Source organism: Spiroplasma endosymbiont of Apeira syringaria (assembly GCF_964020205.1).
GTDB classification, from domain to species: domain Bacteria; phylum Bacillota_I; class Bacilli_A; order Mycoplasmatales; family VBWQ01; genus Spiroplasma_E; species Spiroplasma_E ixodetis_A.
Genome location: NZ_OZ026543.1, coordinates 368,162 through 394,991 on the forward strand (window position 1 = coordinate 368,162; position 26,830 = coordinate 394,991).

Genomic DNA, 26,830 nt, shown 5'->3' on the forward strand with positions numbered 1-26,830 from the left:
AAGGCTTATGCTACTGTAAGTAGCAAAGCCTTGGAGGGTAGGGGTTCTAGGGGAAGGGAACCAAAAAATATCAAGTTGTAAAAGAGCATGACAAAAATTACTATTGGTTAATTCCAGCACAATAGCCTAAATAATTTTTATTTAGTTATGGAATAATTAATTACTTTAATAAAGTGCTGGTTTAATAAAATAATTAATTATAATTGTTTAACAATTAAAAAATGAGAGTATTATCTCTCATTTAAGTTTTTATTAAATCTAACCATTAACTTGATACGCCCTCATTAGAAAACTTAGTACCATTCATAATATTAATTGCTTCTAAAATTAAATCTTTATCAACTATTCCGTTTTTTCAAAACTTTTACTATAAGGCAATGCTTTTTTAGTTATTATTTGACTAATATCATTACTTAGTCAAAGCAAATTAACCTCTTTAACTAAAAAAGGTAAATATGTTGTATCTGGCATATAACGAATAATAGCCTTTGTCATTCCATCTAACATATCAACATCAATATTATCAGTATTCATTTTTTCTTTTCTTAATTCACTTTTCAAACTAAATGAATTAGGAATTATAGTATAAGTTTCTTTAATACTATTATTTATTTTGCTTAGATTCGTACTTAATACATTTCCAAAAGTTCCTACAGTTGTTCCAAATGTTAAAAAACTTAATGTTGCTAATAATAACTTCATAAATTAAAACCCCTTTATATTGATAATGTAATTCTACATGATTTCTATGTTTACTTCTTTCTAATTATTTTTACAATTAATAGTATTCATTATTACAAATAATACTTAAGTTATTATTATATTTAATTTAAAAAAATGATTAATAAAGCATATACATTGCCGTAATCAAGAAAAAAATAAAAAAAACTTTATTAGTTATTGCAAATTATACTTTTCTTCAATATAATAATTAAGGTTTAGTAAATGCCCGGTTAGCTCAGCGGCAGAGCATTCGACTGTTAATCGAAGTGTCATAGGTTCAAATCCTATACTGGGCGCCATTATTCTAAACTCTTGTTTTCTACGGCTCGTTGGTGAATTGGTAAACACATAGGATTTTCATTCCTACATTACGGGTTCGATCCCCGTACGAGTCACCATTAATTAATATTTAGACTGCAAGTATTATAATTACTTGTTTTTTATTCGCCTAGATGTCTCGTTAGCTCAATTGGCAGAGCATCAGACTCTTAATCTGAGGGTTGTAGGTTCGAGGCCTATACGGGACACCAAAATGCGGAATTGGCGAAACTGGCAGACGCACCAGATTTAGGCTCTGGCGCCGAAAGGCATGAGGGTTCAAGTCCCTTGTTCCGCACCATACATTATTTTGTTAACCTTTATGTTTTTCATTAAAGGTTTTTTTCTTTTTTAACATTTTTATATAATAAAAAATTAAAATAAAATATTATATTTTAAACATAATATTTTATTTTAATTTAAGAAATTTTATTCTATGGAAATATATAGTATTTTATTATTTTATCTTTATAATATTAATAAAATAATAGAAAAAAAGAAAGCAGGAAATGATTGATGGTAAAAATAATTTTTACTGATGTAGATGGTACTTTATTTGATAGTGGCAGTGCCTTAAGTGAAATTAATCTTAATGCTTGTTTAAAAGCTCAAAAAAATAATATTAAAGTTGTAATTAATACAGGTAGATATGGTGAAAATGCTATTCGTGTTGGTAAAATGATTAATGCTGAAAAATATGATGGTTATATTATTGGTAATGATGGTGCTGAAATTTGATCATATACTAAACAAAAATGAATTTATTTACAACAATTAAATTCAGAAATAACAATTAAAATTTATGAATGATTAACCAAATATAATAAACAAATGATTTTACATTTTAATAGTATTGATACTTTGTATGTTAACCATGCGGCTAATAGTTGAAGTACATGAGTTGAAAATCTGCAAATTAAAATTATTAAGTTAACTAATAGTACTGATATTAAAATGCCAATCTCAAAAGTAATGGTTATTTTAGAAAAATATTGAAAGGCTAATGAAATTACAAAATTCATTAATAGTTTTGAAACTAACTTTCCAGATTTAACAATTGTTCAATATCATACAAATGTTTTTTCAATTGGTAATAAAAACATTAATAAAGGTTCGGCACTACAATGATTATGTAATCATTTAAATATTGACACTAAAGATGCATTAACGATTGGTGATGAATTTAATGATTTACCAATGTTTGAAGTATCTGGTCATCCAATAGTAATGGAAAATGCTAATATTGCTTTAAAACCATATGGTAAAACTATTGCTCCAAATAATGATGAGCATGGAGTTGGATACATTATTAATAATTATGTTTTTAAAAAATAAAAACTTAATATTTTTAAAAATATACTATTATAGTTTATTAACACACTAATAATTAAAATATATTATAATAATAATATAAGAAAAGTGAAAGGAGAAGGAAAATATGGCAGCAAAAAAACCTACTGTTTTTAATATTTTTATGAAAACTACATTGTCAAAGGTTAAAGCAGAACACCCAGAATTAAAACACACTGAGGCTTTTGGAAAAGCAGCAGCATTATGAGCTAATGCTGAAGAAAATCCCAAAAACAAATAGATAGACAGATAATTGCTTAAAAGAGTCAGATTTAAAATCTGACTCTTTTAAATATAAAAAAATATTGAAATTTTAAAAAAACACTAAAATTGCTATACAAATCAACAATGATAAAGTATAATCAAAATACTTACCTAGTAGGGTTATAGAGAAAGGTAAGTTTTAATTTTTAAAAAGGCTTTTCTCCCTTTATGTACTATTTTAGTTTTATCACATAAATGCTGAGAAAAGCCTATCTACGGACTTCTCCCCACATTTTTAAATCAAACATAGAATTACAGTTTCAAAACTAGGTATCTTGTTGAATTTATATGCAGCTTCTTTAGCATATAAATGAACATGATGTTTTGCAACTTTGATATGTGTTTTAAATGTTCTTCTTATATGTTTTCAAACTGATTCAATTTGGTTGGTATTTACACCAATTTTTGAAACATAGCCATCTTGATGGTTAATTGTTTCATGCTTAGTGAAAACTTATTTAAAATCGCAATATCCTTTTCAAGAATCAGTATATACAAGACATTTTGAAGAAATGTGGTTTTTTGCAAACTGCAAAAGATTTTTACTCTTTGCGTTTTTCAATACTTTCACAATTAAATTATTGGTTGTTTTTTGATAAATGCCAATAATCAAGGTTTTATTCACCAAGGATCTTCCTTGTTTTTTAAAACCCATATGTGAAAGATACATTTCATCAATTTGCACTGTACCTTCAACAATAAATTGAGGTTTTTGTTTTGCAATACGTGTTCTGATTTTATGAGTCATTCTTCAAGCAGTTTTCAAAGTCACTCCCAATTCTTTTGCAATATCTGTTGATGGAATTCCATGTTTGGTGTTTATTCATCTAAAGATAAGATAAAACCAAGATGTTAAAGATGTTTGTGACCTTGAAAATATGGTGCCTGTGAGAATGCTAAATGTTTGATTACATTTTAAACATCTCATTCTTTTTAAATCAGAAGTATTCAAATTAAAACTAAAACACCTAATACATTTTTTTTCTTTCAAATTTGCTATATATGCAAGACATTGCTGTTCAGTTTGAAAAGCATTGTTGAATTCATTCAGTTTCATTATTCCCTCCACAAGTACATGTGGGGAGAAGTCCGTTTAAAAATATAAAAAAAGTTACCAATTAAGGTAACTTTTTTTATATTTTTGATAAACTTCATTTATTTTGACTTGTAGATGGTTTATCAATATCTTCTAAATTAATTGTTTCTCAATCATTATTTTCTCTTTCTTTTACTAATAGAGAAAGTTTGTTCTTATAATAATCAATTATCAGTTGATTAATTATAATCAACTTTTCATCAGGCTTTGGTTCAACATTATTTTTTTTCTTCTATAATACCTATCATTTTTTGTAAAATAGATATCTTTTGATCAAGCTCTGCTTTTTTTTCTTGATTTTATCTAGCCATTTAAATTCCCCCTTTTAAAAAATTAAAGTACTTTTTTATTTATTATTAATTTATATATTATCTAATATTTATATTTTCTTCATTTAAAAATTAATGAATTTCCAACAACAGTTATATCAGAAAGAGCCATTGCAATTGCTAAATCAGATTGTTCTAAGGCAATAACATCATTAATACCATCACCAACAAACGCTACTTTTTTACATTTTGCTTGTAAATCAGCAACAATTTGTGATTTACCTTGTGGTGTAACATTAGCAAAGGATGTTTCTATCCCAACACGATTAGCAATAGCAAGTGTTTGTGATTCATTATCACCACTAATTAAAATAACCTCAATTCCTTGTTTTTTAACTTTTTCAATTGTTAATAATGCATTTGTTTGTAATTCATCTTCTAAAATAAAAATGGCTTTTCTCCCTTTATGTACTATTTTAATTTTATCACATAAATGCTGAGAAAAGCCTATCTACGGACTTCTCCCCACATTTTTAAATCAAACATAGAATTACAGTTTCAAAACTAGGTATCTTGTTGAATTTATATGCAGCTTCTTTAGCATATAAATGAACATGATGTTTTGCAACTTTGATATGTGTTTTAAATGTTCTTCTTATATGTTTTCAAACTGATTCAATTTGGTTGGTATTTACACCAATTTTTGAAACATAGCCATCTTGATGGTTAACTGTTTCATGCTTAGTGAAAACTGATTTAAAATCGCAATATCCTTTTCAAGAATCAGTATATACAAGACATTTTGAAGAAATGTGGTTTTTTGCAAACTGCAAAAGATTTTTACTCTTTGCGTTTTTCAATACTTTCACAATTAAATTATTGGTTGTTTTTTGATAAATGCCAACAATCAAGGTTTTATTCACCAAGGATCTTCCTTGTTTTTTAAAACCCATATGTGAAAGATACATTTCATCAATTTGCACTGTACCTTCAACAATAAATTGAGGTTTTTGTTTTGCAATACGTGTTCTGATTTTATGAGTCATTCTTCAAGCAGTTTTCAAAGTCACTCCCAATTCTTTTGCAATATCTGTTGATGGAATTCCATGTTTGGTGTTTATTCATCTAAAGATAAGATAAAACCAAGATGTTAAAGATGTTTGTGACCTTGAAAATATGGTGCCTGTGAGAATGCTAAATGTTTGATTACATTTTAAACATCTCATTCTTTTTAAATCAGAAGTATTCAAATTAAAATTAAAACACCTAATACATTTGTTTTCTTTCAAATTTGCTATATATGCAAGACATTGATGTTCAGTTTGAAAAGCATTGTTGAATTCATTCAGTTTCATTATTTCCTCCACAAGTACATGTGGGGAGAAGTCCGATAAAAATATTAGTAACAACTTTATTAATTGCCAATGCCAATACTTTCTGGCTAGGAGTAACTGTTTCAAAGTCAAATGTTTTTAGAAATGGACTAAATGGCATTTTTGCTTTTTGTAAATTTTCAAGTGATGAAATTTGTAATTCTTCAGTTTGATATTTTGCTTTAATACCAAAACCAATTTGTTCTTTAACCTCGGTAATTGTCAATGATTGTCAAACATTATTAGTATTAGAATATAAAGAAAAAGCTAAAGCCAAAGGATGTGTTGAATGCTTTTCCATAGCAATTGCCTTATTAACATGTTTTTCTTGACCATAAATTTTATTAATAACCAAATTACCAGTAGTTAATGTTCCTGTTTTATCAAAACAAATGGTATCAATCTTAGTAATTTTTTCAAAAGCACTAGCCTTATTATAAATGATTCCTATTTTTGCTGCTTTATTAATTCCAACAGCAACTGCTAATGGTGTTGCAATTCCTAATGCACAAGGACAAGCAATTATTAAAGTTGCAATTGCAATTTCTAATGATTCTTGCACACCATTACCTACTGCAAAATAACGAATAAGAAAAACTAAAATGGCAATTAAAATAACAGTTGGTGTAAATCACCCAGAGATTTTATCAGCCAATTTTTGTAATTTTGGTTTCTGAGATTGTGCATCTTCAACTGCCTTAATAATACTTGCTAATACTGTGTCTTTACCAATTTTAGTTGCTTTCATCCTAAAACTATCACCAACATTATTAGTTCCACCAATTAAATTTTGGTTAACTTGTTTCGTAATAACTTGCAATTCACCAGTTAACATTGATTCATTAATAAATGCTTCTTCACTAATTAATTGACCATCAGTAGGAATATTTTCACCTTTTCGAATAATTAAAATATCATTTAATTGTACATCTTCAATATTAATAAAAGTTTCTGTTTTGGTATTATAATCATATTTTAAGATTGATTTTGGCTTTAATGACATTAAACTTTCTAAGCCACTAGTAGCCCTTTTCTGTGCAACAGCACTAATTAAATCACCAAGTAAAACAATCATAATAATTGAAGCACTAAATTCAAAATATAAGTGTTCGGTTTTATTAATTATCATTAAATAAATAGAAAAAATAAATGCCGTTGTTGTTCCTAGTGCTACTAAAGTATGCATACCAGGTCATTTTTGTTTAATTAATTCTCGATAAATACCAATATAAAATTTACGACAAAAATAAAATTGAATTGGAATTGCTAGTGCAAATTGAACATAAGGATTACGTAAACTATCAAAAAATGAAGTATTAGGTATCATAATTAATAATAATGGTAGTAACAATATTCAACCAATAATAAGTTCAATTAAATCACGTAATTTAACATTATGTTGATGATTATGATGTTGTTCTGACATATGAGATTGATGTTGTTCACTACTATGACTATGACTACTATGATCATCTGTAATATCTTTCATATCAACTTGGTGACTCGTTTTTATATATTTAATCTCAGTTTCAAACTTACAAATTTCATATCCTAAATGATGCATTGCTTTTTTAATTTTTTTTTCATTTCAAAACTTAGGATCATAACTAAATTGTGCTTTTTTAGTAGCAAAATTGATACTAACAGTAATACCATCTTCTTTAGTAAAATGTCTTTCGATAACACTAGCACAAGAGGTACATGAAACATCTGACAGTACTGCTCTACTAATAACAAAATTATCATTTATATCACTTGTATTATTCATATTAACTTCATCTCCTCAAATTTTAATATTTTAATCTTTTTTATTATTTTTTAACACACAATATATACAAAAATAAATTATACACATTTTAATGTTAAAAAATATTAAAAAAACTAAATCCCCAATCATGTTATTGGGGATTTATTACCTTAAAAAGTAATTAAAAAGTAATATATTTATATTATAACATAGACTACCTTAAATCTAAAATTTCATTATAAACTGGCCATTTTCTTTGATTCTATTTTTACTTCAATTTGTGAATCTATATTATTTATAGCGGTTTTTTTATCTGCAAACTTATCATTGTCAACTTCAATTTGTCTTCTTTGTTTTTCATCAAATTTTTTTGCTGCATCTATGCCAAAAATAATAGCACCACCAACAGCAGCAATACCAGCACCAACAGGAATAAAAACAGGTGTTATTACAGCATTGGCAATCCCACCAATAGCAGCAGCACTAGTAGCAGCAGTTATAATATCAGTTTCTAATTGTTCTTCAGAACGGTTACTAACAGCACTGACACCACCCGCAACAGTAGCAGCAACTAAACCGCTCATTTGAGCAATAGGATTAATATACAAAGCACCAACAGCAGCACCAGTAGCAACACCTTTAGTCACTTTTATAATTTTTGCGGTTGTTCGATGTTTTGTTTTAAATTCTTTTCATTTTGTAGGTTTTTGTTCTACATTTTCTTCTGATTTTGCTTCAATATTTTGTAAAATTTCATTTTTTATAGGCATTTCTTTTAATCTTCCTTTCAAATAAAAACTCATTTATTTTTATCAAAATAATGAGTTAAAAACTTATATTAAGTTTAATTATTATTATATTCTATTCTATACTGAATATTGATATTTTTAATAAATATCGGACTTCTCCCCACATGTACTTGTGGAGGGAATAATGAAACTGAATGAATTCAACAATGCTTTTCAAACTGAACAGCAATGTCTTGCATATATAGCAAATTTGAAAGAAAACAAATGTATTAGGTGTTTTAATTTTAATTTGAATACTTCTGATTTAAAAAGAATGAGATGTTTAAAATGTAATCAAACATTTAGCATTCTCACAGGCACCATATTTTCAAGGTCACAAACATCTTTAACATCTTGGTTTTATCTTATCTTTAGATGAATAAACACCAAACATGGAATTCCATCAACAGATATTGCAAAAGAATTGGGAGTGACTTTGAAAACTGCTTGAAGAATGACTCATAAAATCAGAACACGTATTGCAAAACAAAAACCTCAATTTATTGTTGAAGGTACAGTGCAAATTGATGAAATGTATCTTTCACATATGGGTTTTAAAAAACAAGGAAGATCCTTGGTGAATAAAACCTTGATTGTTGGCATTTATCAAAAAACAACCAATAATTTAATTGTGAAAGTATTGAAAAACGCAAAGAGTAAAAATCTTTTGCAGTTTGCAAAAAACCACATTTCTTCAAAATGTCTTGTATATACTGATTCTTGAAAAGGATATTGCGATTTTAAATCAGTTTTCACTAAGCATGAAACAGTTAACCATCAAGATGGCTATGTTTCAAAAATTGGTGTAAATACCAACCAAATTGAATCAGTTTGAAAACATATAAGAAGAACATTTAAAACACATATCAAAGTTGCAAAACATCATGTTCATTTATATGCTAAAGAAGCTGCATATAAATTCAACAAGATACCTAGTTTTGAAACTGTAATTCTATGTTTGATTTAAAAATGTGGGGAGAAGTCCGTAGATAGGCTTTTCTCAGCATTTATGTGATAAAATTAAAATAGTACATAAAGGGAGAAAAGCCATAAATATATACATATTAAACAACTTTTATCTTTTTTTATAGCAACAAATATTATACTATTAAGTTTCTACTTCAACTTCATTAGTATTAACATCATCTGCTAATTTACTAATTACTAAATCAATTCCTTGTTTACTAATACTAGAAAATAAAATAATAGGAGTATTAGTGCTAAGTTTTAAAGTTGATAATATTAATTTTTTATTTTTTACTAATTGACTATTTTTCACTTTATCAACTTTAGTAGCAATTAAATGAATTTTTAAATGATAATGTTGTAAATATTCCAACATATCAATATCATCTTTACTGGGTGCATGTCTTAAATCTAATAATAAAAAAACTGCTTTTAAATTTTTTCGTGACTGAAAATATTCATCCATCATTGTCGCAAATTGGATTTTTTTTTCATTTGATACTTTAGCAAAACCATAGCCAGGAACATCAACAAAGCGACAAATATTATTATTAATTGTAAAAAAATTTAGCATTTGTGTTTTACCAGGTGTTTGTGAAACTCTAGCTAACTTACCATTATTACAAATTGTATTTAAAAATGTTGATTTACCAACATTACTGCGACCAACAAAACAAAATTCAGGAATTTCATCCTGCGGCCATTGTTCTTCTTTAATAGCACTAGTTAAAAATTGTGCTTGCTTAATTCGTTCCATTTTTTACCTCTTATTCAAAAATATATTATAGTTAATAGTTAAGATTTAAACTAATTATTATTTATTATTTTAATTTGGCTTTTCTCCCTTTATGTACTATTTTAATTTTATCACATAAATGCTGAGAAAAGCCTATCTACGGACTTCTCCCCACATTTTTAAATAAAACATAGAATTACAGTTTCAAAACTAGGTATCTTGTTGAATTTATATGCAGCTTCTTTAGCATATAAATGAACATGATGTTTTGCAACTTTGATATGTGTTTTAAATGTTCTTCTTATATGTTTTCAAACTGATTCAATTTGGTTGGTATTTACACCAATTTTTGAAACATAGCCATCTTGATGGTTAACTGTTTCATGCTTAGTGAAAACTGATTTAAAATCGCAATATCCTTTTCAAGAATCAGTATATACAAGACATTTTGAAGAAATGTGGTTTTTTGCAAACTGCAAAAGATTTTTACTCTTTGCGTTTTTCAATACTTTCACAATTAAATTATTGGTTGTTTTTTGATAAATGCCAACAATCAAGGTTTTATTCACCAAGGATCTTCCTTGTTTTTTAAAACCCATATGTGAAAGATACATTTCATCAATTTGCACTGTACCTTCAACAATAAATTGAGGTTTTTGTTTTGCAATACGTGTTCTGATTTTATGAGTCATTCTTCAAGCAGTTTTCAAAGTCACTCCCAATTCTTTTGCAATATCTTTTGATGGAATTCCATGTTTGGTGTTTATTCATCTAAAGATAAGATAAAACCAAGATGTTAAAGATGTTTGTGACCTTGAAAATATGGTGCCTGTGAGAATGCTAAATGTTTGATTACATTTTAAACATCTCATTCTTTTTAAATCAGAAGTATTCAAATTAAAACTAAAACACCTAATACATTTTTTTTCTTTCAAATTTGCTATATATGCAAGACATTGCTGTTCAGTTTGAAAAGCATTGTTGAATTCATTCAGTTTCATTATTCCCTCCACAAGTACATGTGGGGAGAAGTCCGTTTAATTTTTATTAATATTAATAAAATTAGTAAAATGAATATTATCTAATGGCCATATACCAAAACCAAAAAATAATGCAGCCAAAATGATACCACCAACAATAATACAAATAGCAAGTCATTTTATAATTTTAAATAATAACATAAAGCTAATAATAGCAATAGCTATTATAATAATACCAACTATTACAAATGTATTCATGTTTACCTCCTATTATTTTAATTATTAAAGTAACACGTAACATTAATTAATAATAACATAAAATAAATTCGAATATTTTATAGTAATCATCTTTTTCTTAAAATTATATAAATTAAAAAAAGTTATCTTTTTAAAGAGAAACATGTTAAAATGTCAAAGGATAAAGGAGAGTGATATCATGACTGACAGCGATTCCGTTTATAATAAGAAAAATAATACTAATTTAAAAATTAGTAATTTTAAAAGTGTACTTTTAAATAAAGATTCAGTTAAATATTCTCCTGTTATTTTTACTAAAAAAATATTTTTTTAGCGTGTTAATAAATTTCTAAATCCTTATTTAAAAGTCTTAAAATAAGAAAAATAAGGAGGTAAAGAAATTATGAAGATTTTTTTAAACAAAATTTATTTTAAATTACAATTTAGTTTTAAAAAACCATTAGTTTACACAAATGGTGATTATATTAAACAAATTGCACATTTTAACCAAAAACAATTACTAAAAAATTTAGATTTACATAATTTTGGTCTTAAAATAGACCAAATTGAAATAAGAAGAAAAAAATATGGTATTAATACTTTAAAAAATACAAAATTTAATTGAATTTTAGAATTTTTAAAATCATATTTTGGACCATTCAATATAATTTTAGCAATTATTACTATCTATAATTTATTCTCATATTTTACAAAAAATGATACTTCAATTTATTCATTGGTTGCCGCTATTATTGTTGGAACTATGATTTTATTAAGTGGAACCCTAATTTACATTCAATCAATACGAGCTTTTTTTATTACTAAACATTTAACAATTTTGGTCAAAAATACAAATACTGTTATTCGTAATATAAACATTAATCAAATTACTAAAGAAAACTCAATTAAAATAATTAAAAAAGCACAAGAAATAAATGTTAATGAATTATTACCAGGTGATTTAATTTATTTATCAGCGGGTGATTTAATTCCTGCTGATTTAAAAATTTTATTAAGCAATGATTTATTTATTAATCAATCATCATTAACAGGAGAATCACTACCTGCTCAAAAACACGCTATTAACGATCCTACATATCAAAACTTATTTGATTTACAAAATATTTGTTTTATGGGAACAAGTGTTGTCTCTGGAAGTGCAATTGCTATTGTTATAGCAACAGCTACTAACACCTACTTCGCTACTATTGCTGATACAATAAATAAACAACGTCCATTAAGCAGTTTTTCCAAAGGAATTAAACGCGTTACTTTAATGTTAATTTGCTTTATGCTAGTAATGGTACCCATTGTGTTAATTATCAATGGTCTTTTAAAAAACAATTGACCTGCAGCATTTATTTTTTCAATTTCGGTTGCTGTTGGTTTGACTCCTGAAATGCTACCAATGATTGTTACCTCTAATCTAGCGCGAGGTGCTAGTAAAATTAGTAAACAAAAAGTAGTTGTTAAACAACTAGCTGCTATTCAAAATTTAGGTGCAATTGATATTTTATGTACTGATAAAACAGGAACTTTAACTAATGATAATATTGAAGTAGTCAACCATATAACATTGGATAATAAAACAAATAATGACTTAATTAAGTTTATTTATTTAAATAGTTATTTTCAAACAGGAATAAAAAATCCAATGGATAATTCAATACTTGAATTTGGAGAAAAAAACAAATTAAAAAATATAAGTAATTATTATCAAAAAATTGATGAAATTCCTTTTGATTTTAATCGTCGTAAATTAACAGTTGTTTTAGAAGATAAATTAAATAATAAAAAATTAAGGCTTTTCTCCCTTTATGTACTATTTTAATTTTATCACATAAATGCTGAGAAAAGCCTATCTACGGACTTCTCCCCACATTTTTAAATCAAACATAGAATTACAGTTTCAAAACTAGGTATCTTGTTGAATTTATATGCAGCTTCTTTAGCATATAAATGAACATGATGTTTTGCAACTTTGATATGTGTTTTAAATGTTCTTCTTATATGTTTTCAAACTGATTCAATTTGGTTGGTATTTACACCAATTTTTGAAACATAGCCATCTTGATGGTTAACTGTTTCATGCTTAGTGAAAACTGATTTAAAATCGCAATATCCTTTTCAAGAATCAGTATATAAAAGACATTTTGAAGAAATGTGGTTTTTTGCAAACTGCAAAAGATTTTTACTCTTTGCGTTTTTCAATACTTTCACAATTAAATTATTGGTTGTTTTTTGATAAATGCCAACAATCAAGGTTTTATTCACCAAGGATCTTCCTTGTTTTTTAAAACCCATATGTGAAAGATACATTTCATCAATTTGCACTGTACCTTCAACAATAAATTGAGGTTTTTGTTTTGCAATACGTGTTCTGATTTTATGAGTCATTCTTCAAGCAGTTTTCAAAGTCACTCCCAATTCTTTTGCAATATCTGTTGATGGAATTCCATGTTTGGTGTTTATTCATCTAAAGATAAGATAAAACCAAGATGTTAAAGATGTTTGTGACCTTGAAAATATGGTGCCTGTGAGAATGCTAAATGTTTGATTACATTTTAAACATCTCATTCTTTTTAAATCAGAAGTATTCAAATTAAAACTAAAACACCTAATACATTTGTTTTCTTTCAAATTTGCTATATATGCAAGACATTGCTGTTCAGTTTGAAAAGCATTGTTGAATTCATTCAGTTTCATTATTCCCTCCACAAGTACATGTGGGGAGAAGTCCGAAAATTAATTTGTAAAGGTGCAATTGAAGAAGTTATTAATACATGTAATCGTATAGTTTATCAAGATAAAGTAATACCATTAAATTCTGATTTAATGAAAATGGTTAATAAAAAAATAACAAAATTAAATGAACAAGGATTACGTGTCTTAGGTGTCTCATATGAAGATACAAATCTTACTAATAATAAATATAATGAAACAAACGAAAAAAATTTAATTTTTCTTGGTTTTGTAACTTTTCTTGATACACCAAAACCTACAGCAACAAAAATGATCAAATTGCTAAAAACACATGGTGTTGATCTTAAAATATTAACTGGTGATAATGAATTAGTAACAAGAGCAATTTGTAATCGTGTTAATCTAGAAATTAAAGGATTAATTTCTGGTGAACAATTAACTGGCCTAACTGAATATGAATTAAAAAGAATTGTTGAAAATAATAATATTTTTGTTAAACTAAACCCATTACAAAAGGCAAAGATTATTCAAACTTTAAAAAGTAATGATCACGTCATTGGTTTCATGGGTGATGGTATTAATGATGCTTTAGTATTAAGAAATGCTGATGTTGGAATTTCTGTTGATAATGCTACTGATATTGCAAAAGAAGCATCAGATATCATTTTATTAGAAAAATCATTATTAGTTTTAGAAAAAGGTATTATTGAAGGTCGTCGCATTTTTGGTAATATTTTAAAATATATTAAAATCACGATTGCTTCTAACTTTGGTAATGTATTTAGTGTGCTAGTAGCATCAGCATGATTTGCTTTTGCACCAATGTCACCAGTACAATTATTATTTCAAAATTTATTATATGATATTTCACAATTTACAATTGCCTTTGATCGTGTTGATCTATCATTTTTATTAAAACCACAACGCTGAAATCCAAAAGGAATGTTACCATTTGCTTTTATTAATGGACCTATAAGTAGCATTTTTGATATCTCTACTTTTGCAATTTTAGGATTTGGATTTGGTGTCTTTGGTAATCCTTCTGCAGAAAATATTAATATGTTCAACTCAGGATGATTTATTGAAGGTTTATTAACACAAACATTAATAGTACAAATGTTTAGAACTGAAAAAATTCCTTTTATTCAAAGTCGTGGTACTTGACCGGTGAATATAATGGCAATTGTTATTTGTACCATTGGATTAGGTTTACCTTATACTTACATTGGTCATCAAATGAATATGATAGGACCACCGCCAGTCTATATTCCAATTGTTTTAGGAATAATCATGACTTATTGTGTGCTAAGTCAATTAATAAAAATGGGATACATTAAAGTATTTAAAAAATGATTATAACGGCTAATTAATATTAAAGTTTGCAATTTTAAATAGCAATTATCTATATTTAATATAGAAATAAATCTTATGATATAATTTTTTCAAACTTAATATAAGTTTTTAACCTATTTATTTTAGTTTTAAAATAAATAGGTTTTTTAATTTGATAGGAGAAAAAAATGTCTAATTTAAAAGAAATATCTAAATTAAATACAACTATAAAAATTAATAAAAATGAAAAATTAATTAAAGCCGCTAAACATGATGATTTAGAATTGACCCAAACTTTACTAAAAAATAATGCTGATGTTAATTATGTAGATGAACATTATAATAGTACATTAACAATAGCTGCTGAACATGGTAATTTAAAAATTGTTCAAATTTTATTAAAAAATAACGTTAATATTAACCATATAAATGATTTTGGTGATGATGCTTTAAGAATGGCTGCTAAAAAGGGACACACAGAAGTAGTTAACGCTTTATTAGCAACAAATAGTAAGATTATTAATCACAAAAATTGAATTGGTGATAGCGCTCTAATATCAGCAGCACAAAATGGGCATGTAAATACAATTAAAACTTTATTAAAAAGTGGTGCTTATATTAATGATACAAATATATTTGGTGATACTGCTCTAATATGAGCTACTGAAAACGGACACACAGAAACAGTTAAAGTTTTAATAACAAAAGATAATGACATTAATAATCATGTAAACAACATTGGTGACTCTGCTTTAATAATAGCCGCCAGAAAAGGTTATTTGGAAATAGTTGATACTTTAATTAAAATAAACTCTGATGTAATTCTACATAGAACTAAATTTAATAATACTGCTTTAATAATAGCGGCTAAAAATGGACACTTAGATATAGTAAAAATTTTAATAAAGAATGATATTAATATTAATCGCGAAAATAATGTTGGTGAAAATGCCTTAATATGAGCTGCCAGAAACGGACACACAGAAGTAATTAACGCTTTATTAACAAAAAATAGTGATATTATTAATCATAAAACAAAATATGGTAATAATGCTCTAATATGAGCTGCCAGAAACGGACACACAGAAGTAATTAACGCTTTATTAACAAAAAATAGTGATATTATTAATCATAAAACAAAATATGGTAATAATGCTCTAATATGAGCTGCCAAAGAAGGACACCTAGATGTAGTTAACACTTTAATAAAAAGTGGAATTGACCTTAATCATATTAATTATTTTGGTGATAATGCTCTAATATGAGCAGCCAAAGAAGGACACCTAGATGTAGTTAACACTTTAATAAAAAATGATATAGATATTACTCATTTAGATGCTAATGGTGATAGTGCTTTAACATGAGCTACTAGAAATGGACATTTAGAAATACAAAATATAATTAATGAATCAAATTATTGAAAATAACAAATAAATTCTATAGATTTACAAAATCATAATTTACAGAACAAATGTGATAAATCAAATTCTTTAAAAATATAATTTTTAAAAAAAGAAATAAAAAAAATTAAAAGATAATAATATTTTTTTGGATTTTTTCATGATAAAATCTTAAATAACATAAAGTAAATCTAAAAGAAAAAAGGACATAACTATGAATAAAAAAACAATATACTATAGTTTATTAATAATTCCTATTTCTTTATTTGTATTATTACTTACTTTATTTTTAACAAATATTTGAAAACCCTCAATTGTTGCTATTATTTTTATTACTATTTTGTTAATAATAGTAGCAATTTTTACATGATATCTTATAAAAAATAGTTATTCACAATTTGATGAAGAACATATCCATAATTTTGAAGATAATTTTAAACAACGATTTTGAAAACTAGGAATAATTGGTTTTATTGCTGATTTTTGTGACACAATTGGTATTGGTTCATTTGCAGTAAGTATTATTTTATTAAAATTAACAAAACAAGTACGTAATGATAAAAAAATTTTAGGAATTATGAATGTTGGTCATAGTATTCCTACTTGCTTAGAAGCAATTATTTTTATTGCTTTAATTCAAGTAGCATGACCAACACTAGTTTCATTAATTTCTGCTGCAACATTAGGTGCCTATTTAGGCGCCATTATCGCAAATAAAATTAAACTTAGTTGATCACAACTATTTATTGGTATTCTATTATTTATTGTTTCAATTATCATGCTTTTAGGTCAAAAACAAATTGGAATTATGCCAACAGCGGGTAATAATAATAGTCTTGATATTTGATGAAAATATTTGGTTGGTATTAGTATATTCTTTATCCTTGGTGCTTTCATGGCATTAGGCATTGGTATTTATGCTCCAGCAATGGCAACTACTTATTTATTAGGTCTTAACGCTGAATGTGCTTTTCCAATTATGATGGGATCTGCAGCTTTTTTAATGCCAGTTGCTGGCACACGTTTTATTAAAGATAAAAACTATGAAATTAAACCAGCAATTGCTTTCACACTATGTGGATCAATTGGTGTTATTTGTGCTTACTTAAGTGTATTCTTATTATTACAAAATGGTCTTGGCTTAAATAAAGAACAATTTATTAATATCCTACTATGATTAATTATCGTAATAATTTGATATACATCTTCTTCACTAATAATTACATCAGTAAAAAATTTACGTAATTATAAAAAACAAAAATCACATCAGAAATTAATTATTGACTCTTAAAAATCATAAAAGGTTGTTAATTAACAACCTTTTATTATTACTACTTAAATTTTATTATTGCTAAAATCATCAATTCCTTTTTTAATAATATTAAATACTTGCTTTGATAATACATCAGTAGATAATTTAATAAATTCACTTGGCTCAATTAGCTTATGAAAAATAAGATGAATATCTTTTTTGCCTTTATATTTTAGATCAAAAATTTGATAAGAATTAATAATAGTAACAGGAATAATTGGTACATAAGATTGATATGCCATATTAAAAGCACCTGCTTTAAATTCTTGCATTTCTTGTTGATGACTTCTTGTTCCTTCTGGAAAAATCATCATTGTACGCGGAATTCTAATTAATTCCTTTGCTTCTTGAAAAGCCGTAACGGCTGTTCGTGGATTATTACGATCAATAAATAAAACATCAATTAAAAAAATAAATCTTCGTGCCAAATGGCTTTTTTTTAATTCTTCTTTTGCAATAAAACCTAAAGGTGCATATAAACTATAATCATTTACCGATAATACTAATAATGGATCAAAATTTGATTGATGATTGGCAACCATTACACAACCTTTTCTTTTTGGTCAATTCTCAATGTTATGAACGGTTAATTTAATATTATATAATCATTTAATATAACGCACACGTTTTTTCAATCAAATATATCGTTTTGCTTCAGAAACTAAACTTGGGTCTTTTAATACCTTTCTTGTCATTGAACCTGATTTACTATAAGTTTGTAATAAATAAGGTCATGTTAAAATTGCTTTTCAAATGTTCATTATTATTTTTTTTCCTTTCTTTGATACACATTCGCCACAAATTCTGCAAATTCTGTTGTTTTGATTAATTTAAAATCAGAAAAATTACTAATAGGAAATAAAAGATCACCATTATATAAATTTTTAATGACTGAAACATATAAATAATCAGCATAATCTCATGCCTGCTTATAAATTTCAGCACCACCAATAATACAAATATCTGTTTTTTTATTACCTTGATATTGTTTTAAATATGAAATAATATCATTTGTGAAAGTAATATTATTATCATTTAGAAATTGTTGATAACGTTCTTGATGATTAGTAACAACTATATTGTAACGATTTTTTAATGGTTTGCCAATACTTTCAAAAGTTTTTGAACCCATTAATACATTTTTATTTAAAGTAATGCTCTGAAAATATTGCATTTCTTCTTTAATTTTTCAGGGCAATTTATTATTAAAACCAATTACCTTTTCTTTGGTCATTGCTCAAACTAAAATTACCATTATACTGCAACCTGACCTCTAATCAACGGATATGGATCATATTGTTCTAATTTAAAATCTTCAAATTTAAAATTAAATAAATTAGTAATATTTTTATTAATAACTAAAATTGGTAATGATTTTGGTTTTCTACTTAATTGTTCATTAATTTGTGAAAAATGATTACTATAAATATGAGCATCACCTAAAGTGTGAATAAATTCTCCTAACTGATAGCCACATATTTGTGCTAACATTATTGTTAATAATGCATAAGAAGCAATATTAAAAGGAACTCCTAAAAAAATATCTGCACTACGTTGATATAATTGACAAGATAATTTTTTATCATCAGAAACGTAAAATTGAATTAAAGTATGACATGGTGGTAGTGCCATATTTTTAATTTCTGCAGGATTTCATGCTGATAAAATGTGTCTTCGTGAAAAAGGATTGTTTTTTAAATTTTCTATTAACTCCTGCAACTGATCAACACCATTAAAATTACGTCATTGTCTACCATAAACAGGTCCTAAATCACCAAATTCAAGAGCGAATTGATGATCAGTTTTAATTTTTTCAACAAATTCTTCTAAAGTTTCATTTTGATATTTTTTACTTTCCATAAATTTCTTATAAGGTCACTCATTTCAAATTCTAATATTATTTTTAACTAAATATTCAATATTAGTATCACCAGCAATAAATCATAATAACTCATGAACAATAGAAGCAAAATGAACTTTTTTTGTAGTTAATATGGGAAAACCTTTTTGTAAATCAAAACGCATTTGATAACCAAAAGTAGAAACAGTACCAGTGACTGTTCTATCAGCTTTTTTATATCCTTTTTCTAAAACATATTGACATAAATCTAAATATTGTTTCATAATCATTACCTCTTTCATAAATCAAATTAAATCAATTATATTTTAACAAAAAATATTTTTTTATCTAAGTTTTAATTTTATTATTTATTTTATATACATATTCAAAAATTTGTAAAATACACTTAATAAATATTTAATTTTTATTATGTCTATGTATAATTAAAATAAAATATCAACATCATATTTCATGTTATTTGAAATGAAAATTAAATTGAGTCAAAATCAAGTATTTAGTTGAATAGGTGTTATTTCTGGTTCTAGCTTACTTATTTCTTTTATATTACTTTTAATGTTTTTACTAATAAAATTTTTATTAAATTATAAACAAAAAAACAAAGTTAAAAGAATACTTTCTTCAAATGATTTTAGTCAAATCATAGAAACGAAAAAAGAATTAAAAATAAAATTAAGAAAATATTTTAAAGAAATATTTATTAGAGATGTTGATATAAATTTATTTAAAAAATTCCTAAAATCAGAAAGTGGAGTTAATAAAAAACCAACAAAAATTGCCTGAAATTTTTTTATAATTTTGACAAGTTCAATATTAGTAAATAAATCCGAAGGAAGAGTTTCTGAAGCAATCAAAAGTATTAAAAATACTTTTGATGAAAGTAAACAAATATTATTAACTTCTGATAAAAATAACTTAGTAACAGATGTAATTTTAAAAATTATGAAGGCTTTTCTCCCTTTATGTACTATTTTAATTTTATCACATAAATGCTGAGAAAATCCTATCTACGGACTTCTCCCCACATTTTTAAATCAAACATAGAATTACAGTTTCAAAACTAGGTATCTTGTTGAATTTATATGCAGCTTCTTTAGCATATAAATGAACATGATGTTTTGCAACTTTGATATGTGTTTTAAATGTTCTTCTTATATGTTTTCAAACTGATTCAATTTGGTTGGTATTTACACCAATTTTTGAAACATAGCCATCTTGATGGTTAACTGTTTCATGCTTAGTGAAAACTGATTTAAAATCGCAATATCCTTTTCAAGAATCAGTATATACAAGACATTTTGAAGAAATGTGGTTTTTTGCAAACTGCAAAAGATTTTTACTCTTTGCGTTTTTCAATACTTTCACAATTAAATTATTGGTTGTTTTTTGATAAATGCCAACAATCAAGGTTTTATTCACCAAGGATCTTCCTTGTTTTTTAAAACCCATATGTGAAAGATACATTTCATCAATTTGCACTGTACCTTCAACAATAAATTGAGGTTTTTGTTTTGCAATACGTGTTCTGATTTTATGAGTCATTCTTCAAGCAGTTTTCAAAGTCACTCCCAATTCTTTTGCAATATCTGTTGATGGAATTCCATGTTTGGTGTTTATTCATCTAAAGATAAGATAAAACCAAGATGTTAAAGATGTTTGTGACCTTGAAAATATGGTGCCTGTGAGAATGCTAAATGTTTGATTACATTTTAAACATCTCATTCTTTTTAAATCAGAAGTATTCAAATTAAAATTAAAACACCTAATACATTTGTTTTCTTTCAAATTTGCTATATATGCAAGACATTGCTGTTCAGTTTGAAAAGCATTTTTGAATTCATTCAGTTTCATTATTCCCTCCACAAGTACATGTGGGGAGAAGTCCGATTATGAATTTAAAAATCAGACCAATCTTAATTGCTAGTAGATCACTAACAAAAATAGATACTAATGGTAATTTCATCATTAATGATGAAAATTTAAGCAAAGAATAAATCGAAGATTTTTGAAAACAAATTGATAAAGTTAGAAAAGATTTAATAGAAAACAAATACTTATATTTTATTTCAATACTTTCACTTTCAACTGCAACTAATGAACAAATCAAAAAATTATTAAACTACACAGATCAGTATAAAATACATAAAAAATAAACATTATAAAAATAATTTTTTTAAAAAAATTCTTATATTATGTTGCTTTTTAATAGATTTTTTAAATTATATATGTATATAATTAAAATGGAATATTATTATTAATATCATAATAATTTTCAATAAATATTGGCTTTTCTCCCTTTATGTACTATTTTAATTTTATCACATAAATGCTGAGAAAAGCCTATCTACGGACTTCTCCCCACATTTTTAAATCAAACATAGAATTACAGTTTCAAAACTAGGTATCTTGTTGAATTTATATGCAGCTTCTTTAGCATATAAATGAACATGATGTTTTGCAACTTTGATATGTGTTTTAAATGTTCTTCTTATATGTTTTCAAACTGATTCAATTTGGTTGGTATTTACACCAATTTTTGAAACATAGCCATCTTGATGGTTAACTGTTTCATGCTTAGTGAAAACTGATTTAAAATCGCAATATCCTTTTCAAGAATCAGTATATACAAGACATTTTGAAGAAATGTGGTTTTTTGCAAACTGCAAAAGATTTTTACTCTTTGCGTTTTTCAATACTTTCACAATTAAATTATTGGTTGTTTTTTGATAAATGCCAACAATCAAGGTTTTATTCACCAAGGATCTTCCTTGTTTTTTAAAACCCATATGTGAAAGATACATTTCATCAATTTGCACTGTACTTTCAACAATAAATTGAGGTTTTTGTTTTGCAATACGTGTTCTGATTTTATGAGTCATTCTTCAAGCAGTTTTCAAAGTCACTCCCAATTCTTTTGCAATATCTGTTGATGGAATTCCATGTTTGGTGTTTATTCATCTAAAGATATGGATGGGTTACACTTTATTGGACACTAATTACGTAGACAAGTGAACAAAGAAAGGAACTATAATTATGGCCAATATTAACTCATATACCGATGAATTTAAAAAACAAATAGTAGCTTTATATCAAAGTGGCAAATCAGTATCTTGCCTTGCTAAAGAATATAATGTTACAAGAGCAGCTACTTACAATTGAATTAAGCAATTTACTAATTCAGGTAGTTTTAAAACTAAAGATAATCGTTCTGTTGAAGAAAATGAATTAATTAAATTAAGAAAAGAATTAAAACAATTAAGAATGGAAAATGATATTTTAAAGCAAGCAGCACTAATAATAGGCAGAAAATAGAAATTATTGTCAAAAATAAAGTTAAATATAAAATTCGCACAATGTGTCATTTTTTAAAAATCTCTAAATCAACATATTATTTTAATTTAAAGAAAAAAGAAAATAAAATCAAAAATAATATTTATGATGAAGCTGTTATTAGTGCTTTTAAAGAAAATAAAGAAGTTTATGGTACTAGAAGATTAAAAGTCATTCTAGAAAACCAAGAAATTTATTTATCAAGACGAAAAATTAAAGAAATTATGAATAAACATAATTTAATATCAAAATACACTAAATTATCATACAAAAATCATAATAACAAAGTTAACGATAGTCCAATAAACAATCTTGTTGATAGAAACTTTAATAATAGAGTTAAAAATGAAGTTATTGTTAGTGATTTAACTTATGTTCAAGTAAATGGTAAGTGAAACTATATTTGTTTATTAATTGACCTATTTAACCGCGAAATAATTGGACATAGTGTAGGTACTAAAAAAGATGCATCATTAGTATATCAAGCATTTATGCACTCAAATCGCTGTTTAAAAGATATTCAAATATTTCATAGTGATCGCGGTAATGAATTTAATAATAAAATTATTGATAAACTTTTACTAGCATTCAATATTAATCGCTCTTTAAGCAAAAAAGGTTGTCCTTATGATAACGCTGTTGCTGAAGCAACCTTTAAAACTTTCAAAACCGAATTTATTAATGATAAAAATTTTACATCATTAATCCAATTAAAATTAGAATTATTTGATTACATCAATTGATATAACAACATAAGAATTCACAGCACTTTAAACTACTTAACTCCAGTTAATTATCAAAAACAAATGTCTACCAAAAAATAGTCCTAAAAAAGGTTGCCATTCCAATAAGATAAAACCAAGATGTTAAAGATGTTTGTGACCTTGAAAATATGGTGCCTGTGAGAATGCTAAATGTTTGATTACATTTTAAACATCTCATTCTTTTTAAATCAGAAGTATTCAAATTAAAACTAAAACACCTAATACATTTGTTTTCTTTCAAATTTGCTATATATGCAAGACATTGCTGTTCAGTTTGAAAAGCATTGTTGAATTCATTCAGTTTCATTATTCCCTCCACAAGTACATGTGGGGAGAAGTCCGTAAATATTAATAAGAAACTAAAATAAAATTAATAACTAACACAAAACAAGTAACTATTTAATTAAAAAATTATAATACTAAATTTTTTTATTTTTTTTAAACTAATACCCCAAATTATAAATATAAAAGTTATATATTTTTTTGTCGTATTATGTTTAACATTTTATGGATAAAACTAAGGAAAAGCAGATTGACTACAACTAAAATATTTAATTGAATAGCTTATATTTCAAGTATTACTTTACTTATTTTTTTCATATTACTTTTAATGTTTTTACTAATAAAATTTTTATTAAATTATAAACAAAAAAACAAAGTTAAAAGGATACTTTCTTCAAATGATTTTAATCAAATCATAGGAACGAAAAAAGAATTAAAAATAAAACTAAGAAAATATTTTAAAGAAATATTTATTAGAGATGTTGATATAAATTTATTTAAAAAATTCCTAAAATCAGAAAGTGGAGTTAATAAAAAACCAACAAAAATTGCCTGAAATTTTTTTATAATTTTGACAAGTTCAATATTAGTAAATAAATCCGAAGGAAGAGTTTCTGAAGCAATCAAAAGTATTAAAAATACTTTTGATGAAAGTAAACAAATATTATTAACTTCCGATAACAATAATTTAGTAACAGATGTAATTTTAAAAAATTATGAATTTAAAAATCAGACCAATCTTAATTGCTAGTAGATCACTAACAAAAATAGATACTAATGGTAATTTCATCATTAATGATGAAAATTTAAGCAAAGAAGAAATCGAAGATTTTTGAAAACAAATTGATAAAGTTAGAAAAGATTTAATAGAAAACAAATACTTATATTTTATTTCAATACTTTCACTTTCAACTGCAACTAATGAACAAATCAAAAAATTATTAAACTACACAGATTAAAATATTAAATGTTTAAATAAAATATAAGTAAAAAACAAATTTAAATTTTTAAAACAATATCTTTAAAATTACCTATTAAGACTTATGTTTTATAATCAAAAAAATTATAAAACATAATTTTTAATAATTTTAAAAAAGGAGTTAAACAGTGAGAAAAATTTTTATTTCATATCATCATCTAAGAGAACAAGAAGAAAAAGACCAATTAGCAGAGTTAATTAAAAAGTATGCTAATTATTTAAATATAAAAGACATGTCTGTAGAAATAGGGGATATTGATACCACATGATCAAATAATGAAATCGCTAAAACTATTAGACAAAATCATTTAAAAGATACAACTATTACTATTCTTATTCTAGGAATACATACAAAATGTAGACAACATATTGACTGAGAAATTGAAGCTTCATTAAATAAATATGGAAGTTTAAATAGAAGAAAGAAGATAAATATTTTTATAATACTTTTAACTGCTGATTTTATTAAAAAAGCAAAAATAAATTGTAATTTTAATAACACTTGTGATTATTCTTCTTTAATCACCCAAGAAAATGCTGGTCAAAGAATATATGAAACCGTAATAAATAAACATGCAATTATTGCTACTTATGATGAAATCTTTTCAGATATAATAATTCTTAAAAATTTACTTGATAAAGTTCAATCTAATCATAAAAAAGAAGAAATGTTTTATCAAAATGTTATCAGCCGTATTTTTTTAAAACCAACTGTTTTAAAAGATAATACTAAAGATACTGTTTTTAATGAAAAAAAAGAAATAGATAATGCAATATTATCTTCAAATAAAGATAATGGTTTTAAAGAAGAAGATAGTGATATTGAAATACTTTCTGAATCAGACGAAGAAATAGAAAATGCAAAATTATCTTCAAATAAAGATAATGGTGTTAACAAAGAAAATGATGATAATGATAGTGTAGTACCTTCTAAATCAGAGGAAAAAATAAATAATGAAAAATTAACTTCAAGTCAAGATAGTGGTTTTAACGAAGATGATGATAGTAATATTGTAGTACCTTCTAAATCAGAGGAAAAAATAAATGATGCAATATTAACTTTGAGTAAAGATAATGATTTTAACAAAGATGATGATAGTAATATTGTAGTACCTTTTAAATTAGAGGAAAAAATAGATAATGTAATATTAACTTCAATTCAAGATAGTGAAATTAATAATCAATTACTACAAGAAACTACAACCAACTTTACTAAAGATGATAATAAAAGTAATCTTTTAAGAAAATTATCTTTAAAACATAATAGTAAAGATAATGGAATTGGTAGTGAACTACAAAAAATAAGTATAATGAAAGATGAAAATTTTAAAAGAATACATCTCCATAAAAAAGGTAATTCAGAAGAATGTGAAGCAAAAGAAAAAGAAGAAAAAACAATGCAAGAGTTTACTAAAAAAACAAAAAAATTTATAAATTCTGGTAAAACTAATTATACACAAGAATGTCCAGAAATATATTTATCCTATCTTTAAAACATACAACTAGTAAAATTAAACATTAGAAAATAAAATATAAATATTTAAAAAGTGAGAATAAAATTTTCACTTTTTATGGAAATGTTTAGTAATCTGTGTAACTTACAAAAATAACTATGTTTAATTAATTCTAGTAAATATAATTAAATGACTAGAAAGAGTGAGTTACAGATGGCTAAAAAAGATAACTTTAATAAGGGAGGTTCCCAAAAAAGTAGGAAGATAAATTACTAGATAAATAAATTCTTTTGAATATTACCATTTCAAAATGATGATAGATAAATTAAATTTTCTTTAACCCTTAAATTTTTAAATTTATATTCGACGTATTTTAAAAAATATACATTTAAAAAATAAAATAAAAATTATTAACAAGGAAAAAGACAAGAAATAATCTTGTCTTTTTTTGTAATTGTAAAATTTTAAAATTTTTAAGAACCGTCTTTAACACTATTATCAACACGTGTTAGGGAACTAAAACAGTGAACTACAACACAGTTGTTAAAAATAGTAGCCAGAGCATGTGG

Annotated in this window: 28 protein-coding genes, 4 tRNA genes and 1 pseudogene; 16 read left to right on the forward strand and 17 right to left on the reverse strand. The window is 25.4% G+C overall.

Annotation, left to right across the window (positions count from 1 at the left end; all coding sequences use genetic code 4):
* Window positions 1-342: 342 nt before the first annotated feature.
* On the reverse strand, window positions 343-702 hold the full coding sequence (locus tag AACL02_RS02305; protein ID WP_339042582.1) for a hypothetical protein: 360 nt from the start codon (window positions 700-702) through the stop codon (window positions 343-345).
* A 245-nt stretch (window positions 703-947) separates the two neighbouring features.
* Here AACL02_RS02305 and AACL02_RS02310 point away from each other — a divergent pair.
* From AACL02_RS02310 to AACL02_RS02335, 6 genes are all read left to right on the forward strand, one after another.
* Window positions 948-1,022: transfer RNA gene (locus tag AACL02_RS02310), tRNA-Asn, on the forward strand.
* A 24-nt stretch (window positions 1,023-1,046) separates the two neighbouring features.
* A tRNA-Glu gene (locus AACL02_RS02315) sits at window positions 1,047-1,121 on the forward strand.
* Between the two features lie 56 nt (window positions 1,122-1,177).
* Window positions 1,178-1,253 (forward strand) — tRNA-Lys (locus AACL02_RS02320).
* Window positions 1,254-1,257: 4 nt separating this feature from the next.
* A tRNA-Leu gene (locus AACL02_RS02325) sits at window positions 1,258-1,342 on the forward strand.
* Between the two features lie 215 nt (window positions 1,343-1,557).
* Window positions 1,558-2,376 carry a Cof-type HAD-IIB family hydrolase gene (locus tag AACL02_RS02330; protein ID WP_339042584.1) on the forward strand — a complete coding sequence of 273 codons (819 nt, stop codon included), beginning with the start codon at window positions 1,558-1,560 and terminating at the stop codon, window positions 2,374-2,376.
* A gap of 103 nt (window positions 2,377-2,479) precedes the next feature.
* On the forward strand, window positions 2,480-2,632 hold the full coding sequence (locus AACL02_RS02335) for a hypothetical protein (RefSeq protein ID WP_339042586.1): 153 nt from the start codon (window positions 2,480-2,482) through the stop codon (window positions 2,630-2,632).
* A gap of 477 nt (window positions 2,633-3,109) precedes the next feature.
* On the opposite strand, the gene AACL02_RS02340 is transcribed toward AACL02_RS02335, so the two are convergent.
* The 6 genes from AACL02_RS02340 to AACL02_RS02360 form a co-directional block, all read right to left on the reverse strand.
* Window positions 3,110-3,712 (reverse strand): IS1595 family transposase, encoded by a 603-nt coding sequence (locus AACL02_RS02340; RefSeq protein WP_339042587.1) that lies wholly within the window; start codon window positions 3,710-3,712, stop codon window positions 3,110-3,112.
* Window positions 3,713-4,123: 411 nt separating this feature from the next.
* Window positions 4,124-4,513, reverse strand: a complete 390-nt coding sequence (locus tag AACL02_RS12430) for an HAD-IC family P-type ATPase (protein ID WP_422397837.1) — start codon at window positions 4,511-4,513, stop codon at window positions 4,124-4,126.
* A 40-nt stretch (window positions 4,514-4,553) separates the two neighbouring features.
* Window positions 4,554-5,375, reverse strand: a complete 822-nt coding sequence (locus AACL02_RS02345; protein WP_339042589.1) for an IS1595 family transposase — start codon at window positions 5,373-5,375, stop codon at window positions 4,554-4,556.
* Window positions 5,287-7,161 (reverse strand): cation-translocating P-type ATPase, encoded by a 1,875-nt coding sequence (locus tag AACL02_RS02350; protein WP_339042591.1) that lies wholly within the window; start codon window positions 7,159-7,161, stop codon window positions 5,287-5,289. The genes AACL02_RS02345 and AACL02_RS02350 overlap by 89 nt, the downstream gene beginning before the upstream one ends.
* Before the next feature lie 215 nt (window positions 7,162-7,376).
* Window positions 7,377-7,931: a hypothetical protein gene (locus tag AACL02_RS02355; protein ID WP_339042593.1), complete on the reverse strand. Its 555-nt coding sequence runs from the start codon at window positions 7,929-7,931 to the stop codon at window positions 7,377-7,379.
* 53 nt (window positions 7,932-7,984) lie between these two features.
* Entirely contained in the window at window positions 7,985-8,128 is a 144-nt protein-coding gene (locus tag AACL02_RS02360; protein WP_339042595.1) for a hypothetical protein, read from the reverse strand.
* Between AACL02_RS02360 and AACL02_RS02365 the strand changes: the two genes are divergently transcribed.
* Window positions 8,074-8,895 carry an IS1595 family transposase gene (locus AACL02_RS02365; protein WP_281747836.1) on the forward strand — a complete coding sequence of 274 codons (822 nt, stop codon included), beginning with the start codon at window positions 8,074-8,076 and terminating at the stop codon, window positions 8,893-8,895. The genes AACL02_RS02360 and AACL02_RS02365 overlap by 55 nt on opposite strands.
* Before the next feature lie 141 nt (window positions 8,896-9,036).
* Here AACL02_RS02365 and yihA read toward each other — a convergent pair whose 3' ends face one another.
* The 3 genes from yihA to AACL02_RS02380 all read right to left on the reverse strand — a co-directional run bounded on the left by yihA (window position 9,037) and on the right by AACL02_RS02380 (window position 10,868).
* On the reverse strand, window positions 9,037-9,651 hold the full coding sequence (gene yihA / locus AACL02_RS02370; protein ID WP_286640905.1) for a ribosome biogenesis GTP-binding protein YihA/YsxC: 615 nt from the start codon (window positions 9,649-9,651) through the stop codon (window positions 9,037-9,039).
* Between the two features lie 158 nt (window positions 9,652-9,809).
* Window positions 9,810-10,625 (reverse strand): IS1595 family transposase, encoded by an 816-nt coding sequence (locus AACL02_RS02375; protein WP_339043505.1) that lies wholly within the window; start codon window positions 10,623-10,625, stop codon window positions 9,810-9,812.
* 42 nt (window positions 10,626-10,667) lie between these two features.
* On the reverse strand, window positions 10,668-10,868 hold the full coding sequence (locus tag AACL02_RS02380) for a hypothetical protein (RefSeq protein WP_252320689.1): 201 nt from the start codon (window positions 10,866-10,868) through the stop codon (window positions 10,668-10,670).
* A gap of 382 nt (window positions 10,869-11,250) precedes the next feature.
* Here AACL02_RS02380 and AACL02_RS02385 point away from each other — a divergent pair, with 382 nt between their 5' ends.
* Window positions 11,251-12,678 (forward strand): HAD-IC family P-type ATPase, encoded by a 1,428-nt coding sequence (locus tag AACL02_RS02385; RefSeq protein WP_339042597.1) that lies wholly within the window; start codon window positions 11,251-11,253, stop codon window positions 12,676-12,678.
* Between the two features lie 53 nt (window positions 12,679-12,731).
* On the opposite strand, the gene AACL02_RS02390 is transcribed toward AACL02_RS02385, so the two are convergent.
* Complete coding sequence (locus AACL02_RS02390; protein WP_422397826.1) at window positions 12,732-13,553, reverse strand: IS1595 family transposase; 822 nt, start codon at window positions 13,551-13,553, stop codon at window positions 12,732-12,734.
* A gap of 39 nt (window positions 13,554-13,592) precedes the next feature.
* On the opposite strand from AACL02_RS02390, the pseudogene AACL02_RS02395 reads away from it, so the two are divergent.
* From AACL02_RS02395 to AACL02_RS02405, 3 genes and pseudogenes are all read left to right on the forward strand, one after another.
* A pseudogene (locus AACL02_RS02395) lies at window positions 13,593-14,909 on the forward strand (HAD-IC family P-type ATPase); the annotation flags it as partial.
* Between the two features lie 161 nt (window positions 14,910-15,070).
* Complete coding sequence (locus AACL02_RS02400; protein WP_339042601.1) at window positions 15,071-16,309, forward strand: ankyrin repeat domain-containing protein; 1,239 nt, start codon at window positions 15,071-15,073, stop codon at window positions 16,307-16,309.
* 187 nt (window positions 16,310-16,496) lie between these two features.
* Window positions 16,497-17,573, forward strand: coding sequence for a sulfite exporter TauE/SafE family protein (locus tag AACL02_RS02405; protein ID WP_339042603.1), 1,077 nt, complete (start codon window positions 16,497-16,499; stop codon window positions 17,571-17,573).
* A gap of 44 nt (window positions 17,574-17,617) precedes the next feature.
* Here the strand turns inward: AACL02_RS02405 and AACL02_RS02410 are convergent, their stop codons facing one another.
* From AACL02_RS02410 to thyA, 3 genes are all read right to left on the reverse strand, one after another.
* Window positions 17,618-18,289: a lysophospholipid acyltransferase family protein gene (locus tag AACL02_RS02410; RefSeq protein WP_339042605.1), complete on the reverse strand. Its 672-nt coding sequence runs from the start codon at window positions 18,287-18,289 to the stop codon at window positions 17,618-17,620.
* A gap of 68 nt (window positions 18,290-18,357) precedes the next feature.
* Window positions 18,358-18,828 (reverse strand): dihydrofolate reductase, encoded by a 471-nt coding sequence (locus tag AACL02_RS02415; RefSeq protein WP_286640911.1) that lies wholly within the window; start codon window positions 18,826-18,828, stop codon window positions 18,358-18,360.
* A 20-nt stretch (window positions 18,829-18,848) separates the two neighbouring features.
* Entirely contained in the window at window positions 18,849-19,718 is an 870-nt protein-coding gene (thyA, locus tag AACL02_RS02420) for a thymidylate synthase (RefSeq protein ID WP_339043509.1), read from the reverse strand.
* A gap of 532 nt (window positions 19,719-20,250) precedes the next feature.
* On the opposite strand from thyA, the gene AACL02_RS02425 reads away from it, so the two are divergent.
* Window positions 20,251-20,496 carry a hypothetical protein gene (locus AACL02_RS02425; RefSeq protein WP_339042608.1) on the forward strand — a complete coding sequence of 82 codons (246 nt, stop codon included), beginning with the start codon at window positions 20,251-20,253 and terminating at the stop codon, window positions 20,494-20,496.
* Here the strand turns inward: AACL02_RS02425 and AACL02_RS02430 are convergent.
* Complete coding sequence (locus AACL02_RS02430; RefSeq protein ID WP_339040763.1) at window positions 20,482-21,303, reverse strand: IS1595 family transposase; 822 nt, start codon at window positions 21,301-21,303, stop codon at window positions 20,482-20,484. The two genes, AACL02_RS02425 and AACL02_RS02430, sit on opposite strands and share 15 nt — an antisense overlap.
* Between AACL02_RS02430 and AACL02_RS02435 the strand changes: the two genes are divergently transcribed.
* Window positions 21,249-21,446 carry a hypothetical protein gene (locus AACL02_RS02435; protein ID WP_339042610.1) on the forward strand — a complete coding sequence of 66 codons (198 nt, stop codon included), beginning with the start codon at window positions 21,249-21,251 and terminating at the stop codon, window positions 21,444-21,446. The genes AACL02_RS02430 and AACL02_RS02435 overlap by 55 nt on opposite strands.
* A gap of 372 nt (window positions 21,447-21,818) precedes the next feature.
* On the opposite strand, the gene AACL02_RS02440 is transcribed toward AACL02_RS02435, so the two are convergent.
* Entirely contained in the window at window positions 21,819-22,355 is a 537-nt protein-coding gene (locus AACL02_RS02440) for an IS1595 family transposase (protein WP_339042612.1), read from the reverse strand.
* Between the two features lie 130 nt (window positions 22,356-22,485).
* On the opposite strand from AACL02_RS02440, the gene AACL02_RS02445 reads away from it, so the two are divergent.
* Window positions 22,486-23,606, forward strand: a protein-coding gene (locus AACL02_RS02445) for an IS3 family transposase (RefSeq protein ID WP_339040217.1) whose coding sequence is annotated in 2 segments (ribosomal slippage) — window positions 22,486-22,729 and window positions 22,729-23,606 — 1,122 coding nt in all. Because the reading frame shifts where the segments join, the coding sequence is not laid out codon by codon here.
* On the opposite strand, the gene AACL02_RS02450 is transcribed toward AACL02_RS02445, so the two are convergent.
* Window positions 23,593-23,853: a hypothetical protein gene (locus AACL02_RS02450; RefSeq protein WP_339042614.1), complete on the reverse strand. Its 261-nt coding sequence runs from the start codon at window positions 23,851-23,853 to the stop codon at window positions 23,593-23,595. The two genes, AACL02_RS02445 and AACL02_RS02450, sit on opposite strands and share 14 nt — an antisense overlap.
* Window positions 23,854-24,078: 225 nt before the next feature.
* Between AACL02_RS02450 and AACL02_RS02455 the strand changes: the two genes are divergently transcribed.
* Window positions 24,079-24,579: a hypothetical protein gene (locus AACL02_RS02455; RefSeq protein ID WP_339042616.1), complete on the forward strand. Its 501-nt coding sequence runs from the start codon at window positions 24,079-24,081 to the stop codon at window positions 24,577-24,579.
* A gap of 356 nt (window positions 24,580-24,935) precedes the next feature.
* Window positions 24,936-26,300, forward strand: a complete 1,365-nt coding sequence (locus AACL02_RS02460) for a TIR domain-containing protein (RefSeq protein WP_339042618.1) — start codon at window positions 24,936-24,938, stop codon at window positions 26,298-26,300.
* Window positions 26,301-26,830 lie beyond the last annotated feature (530 nt).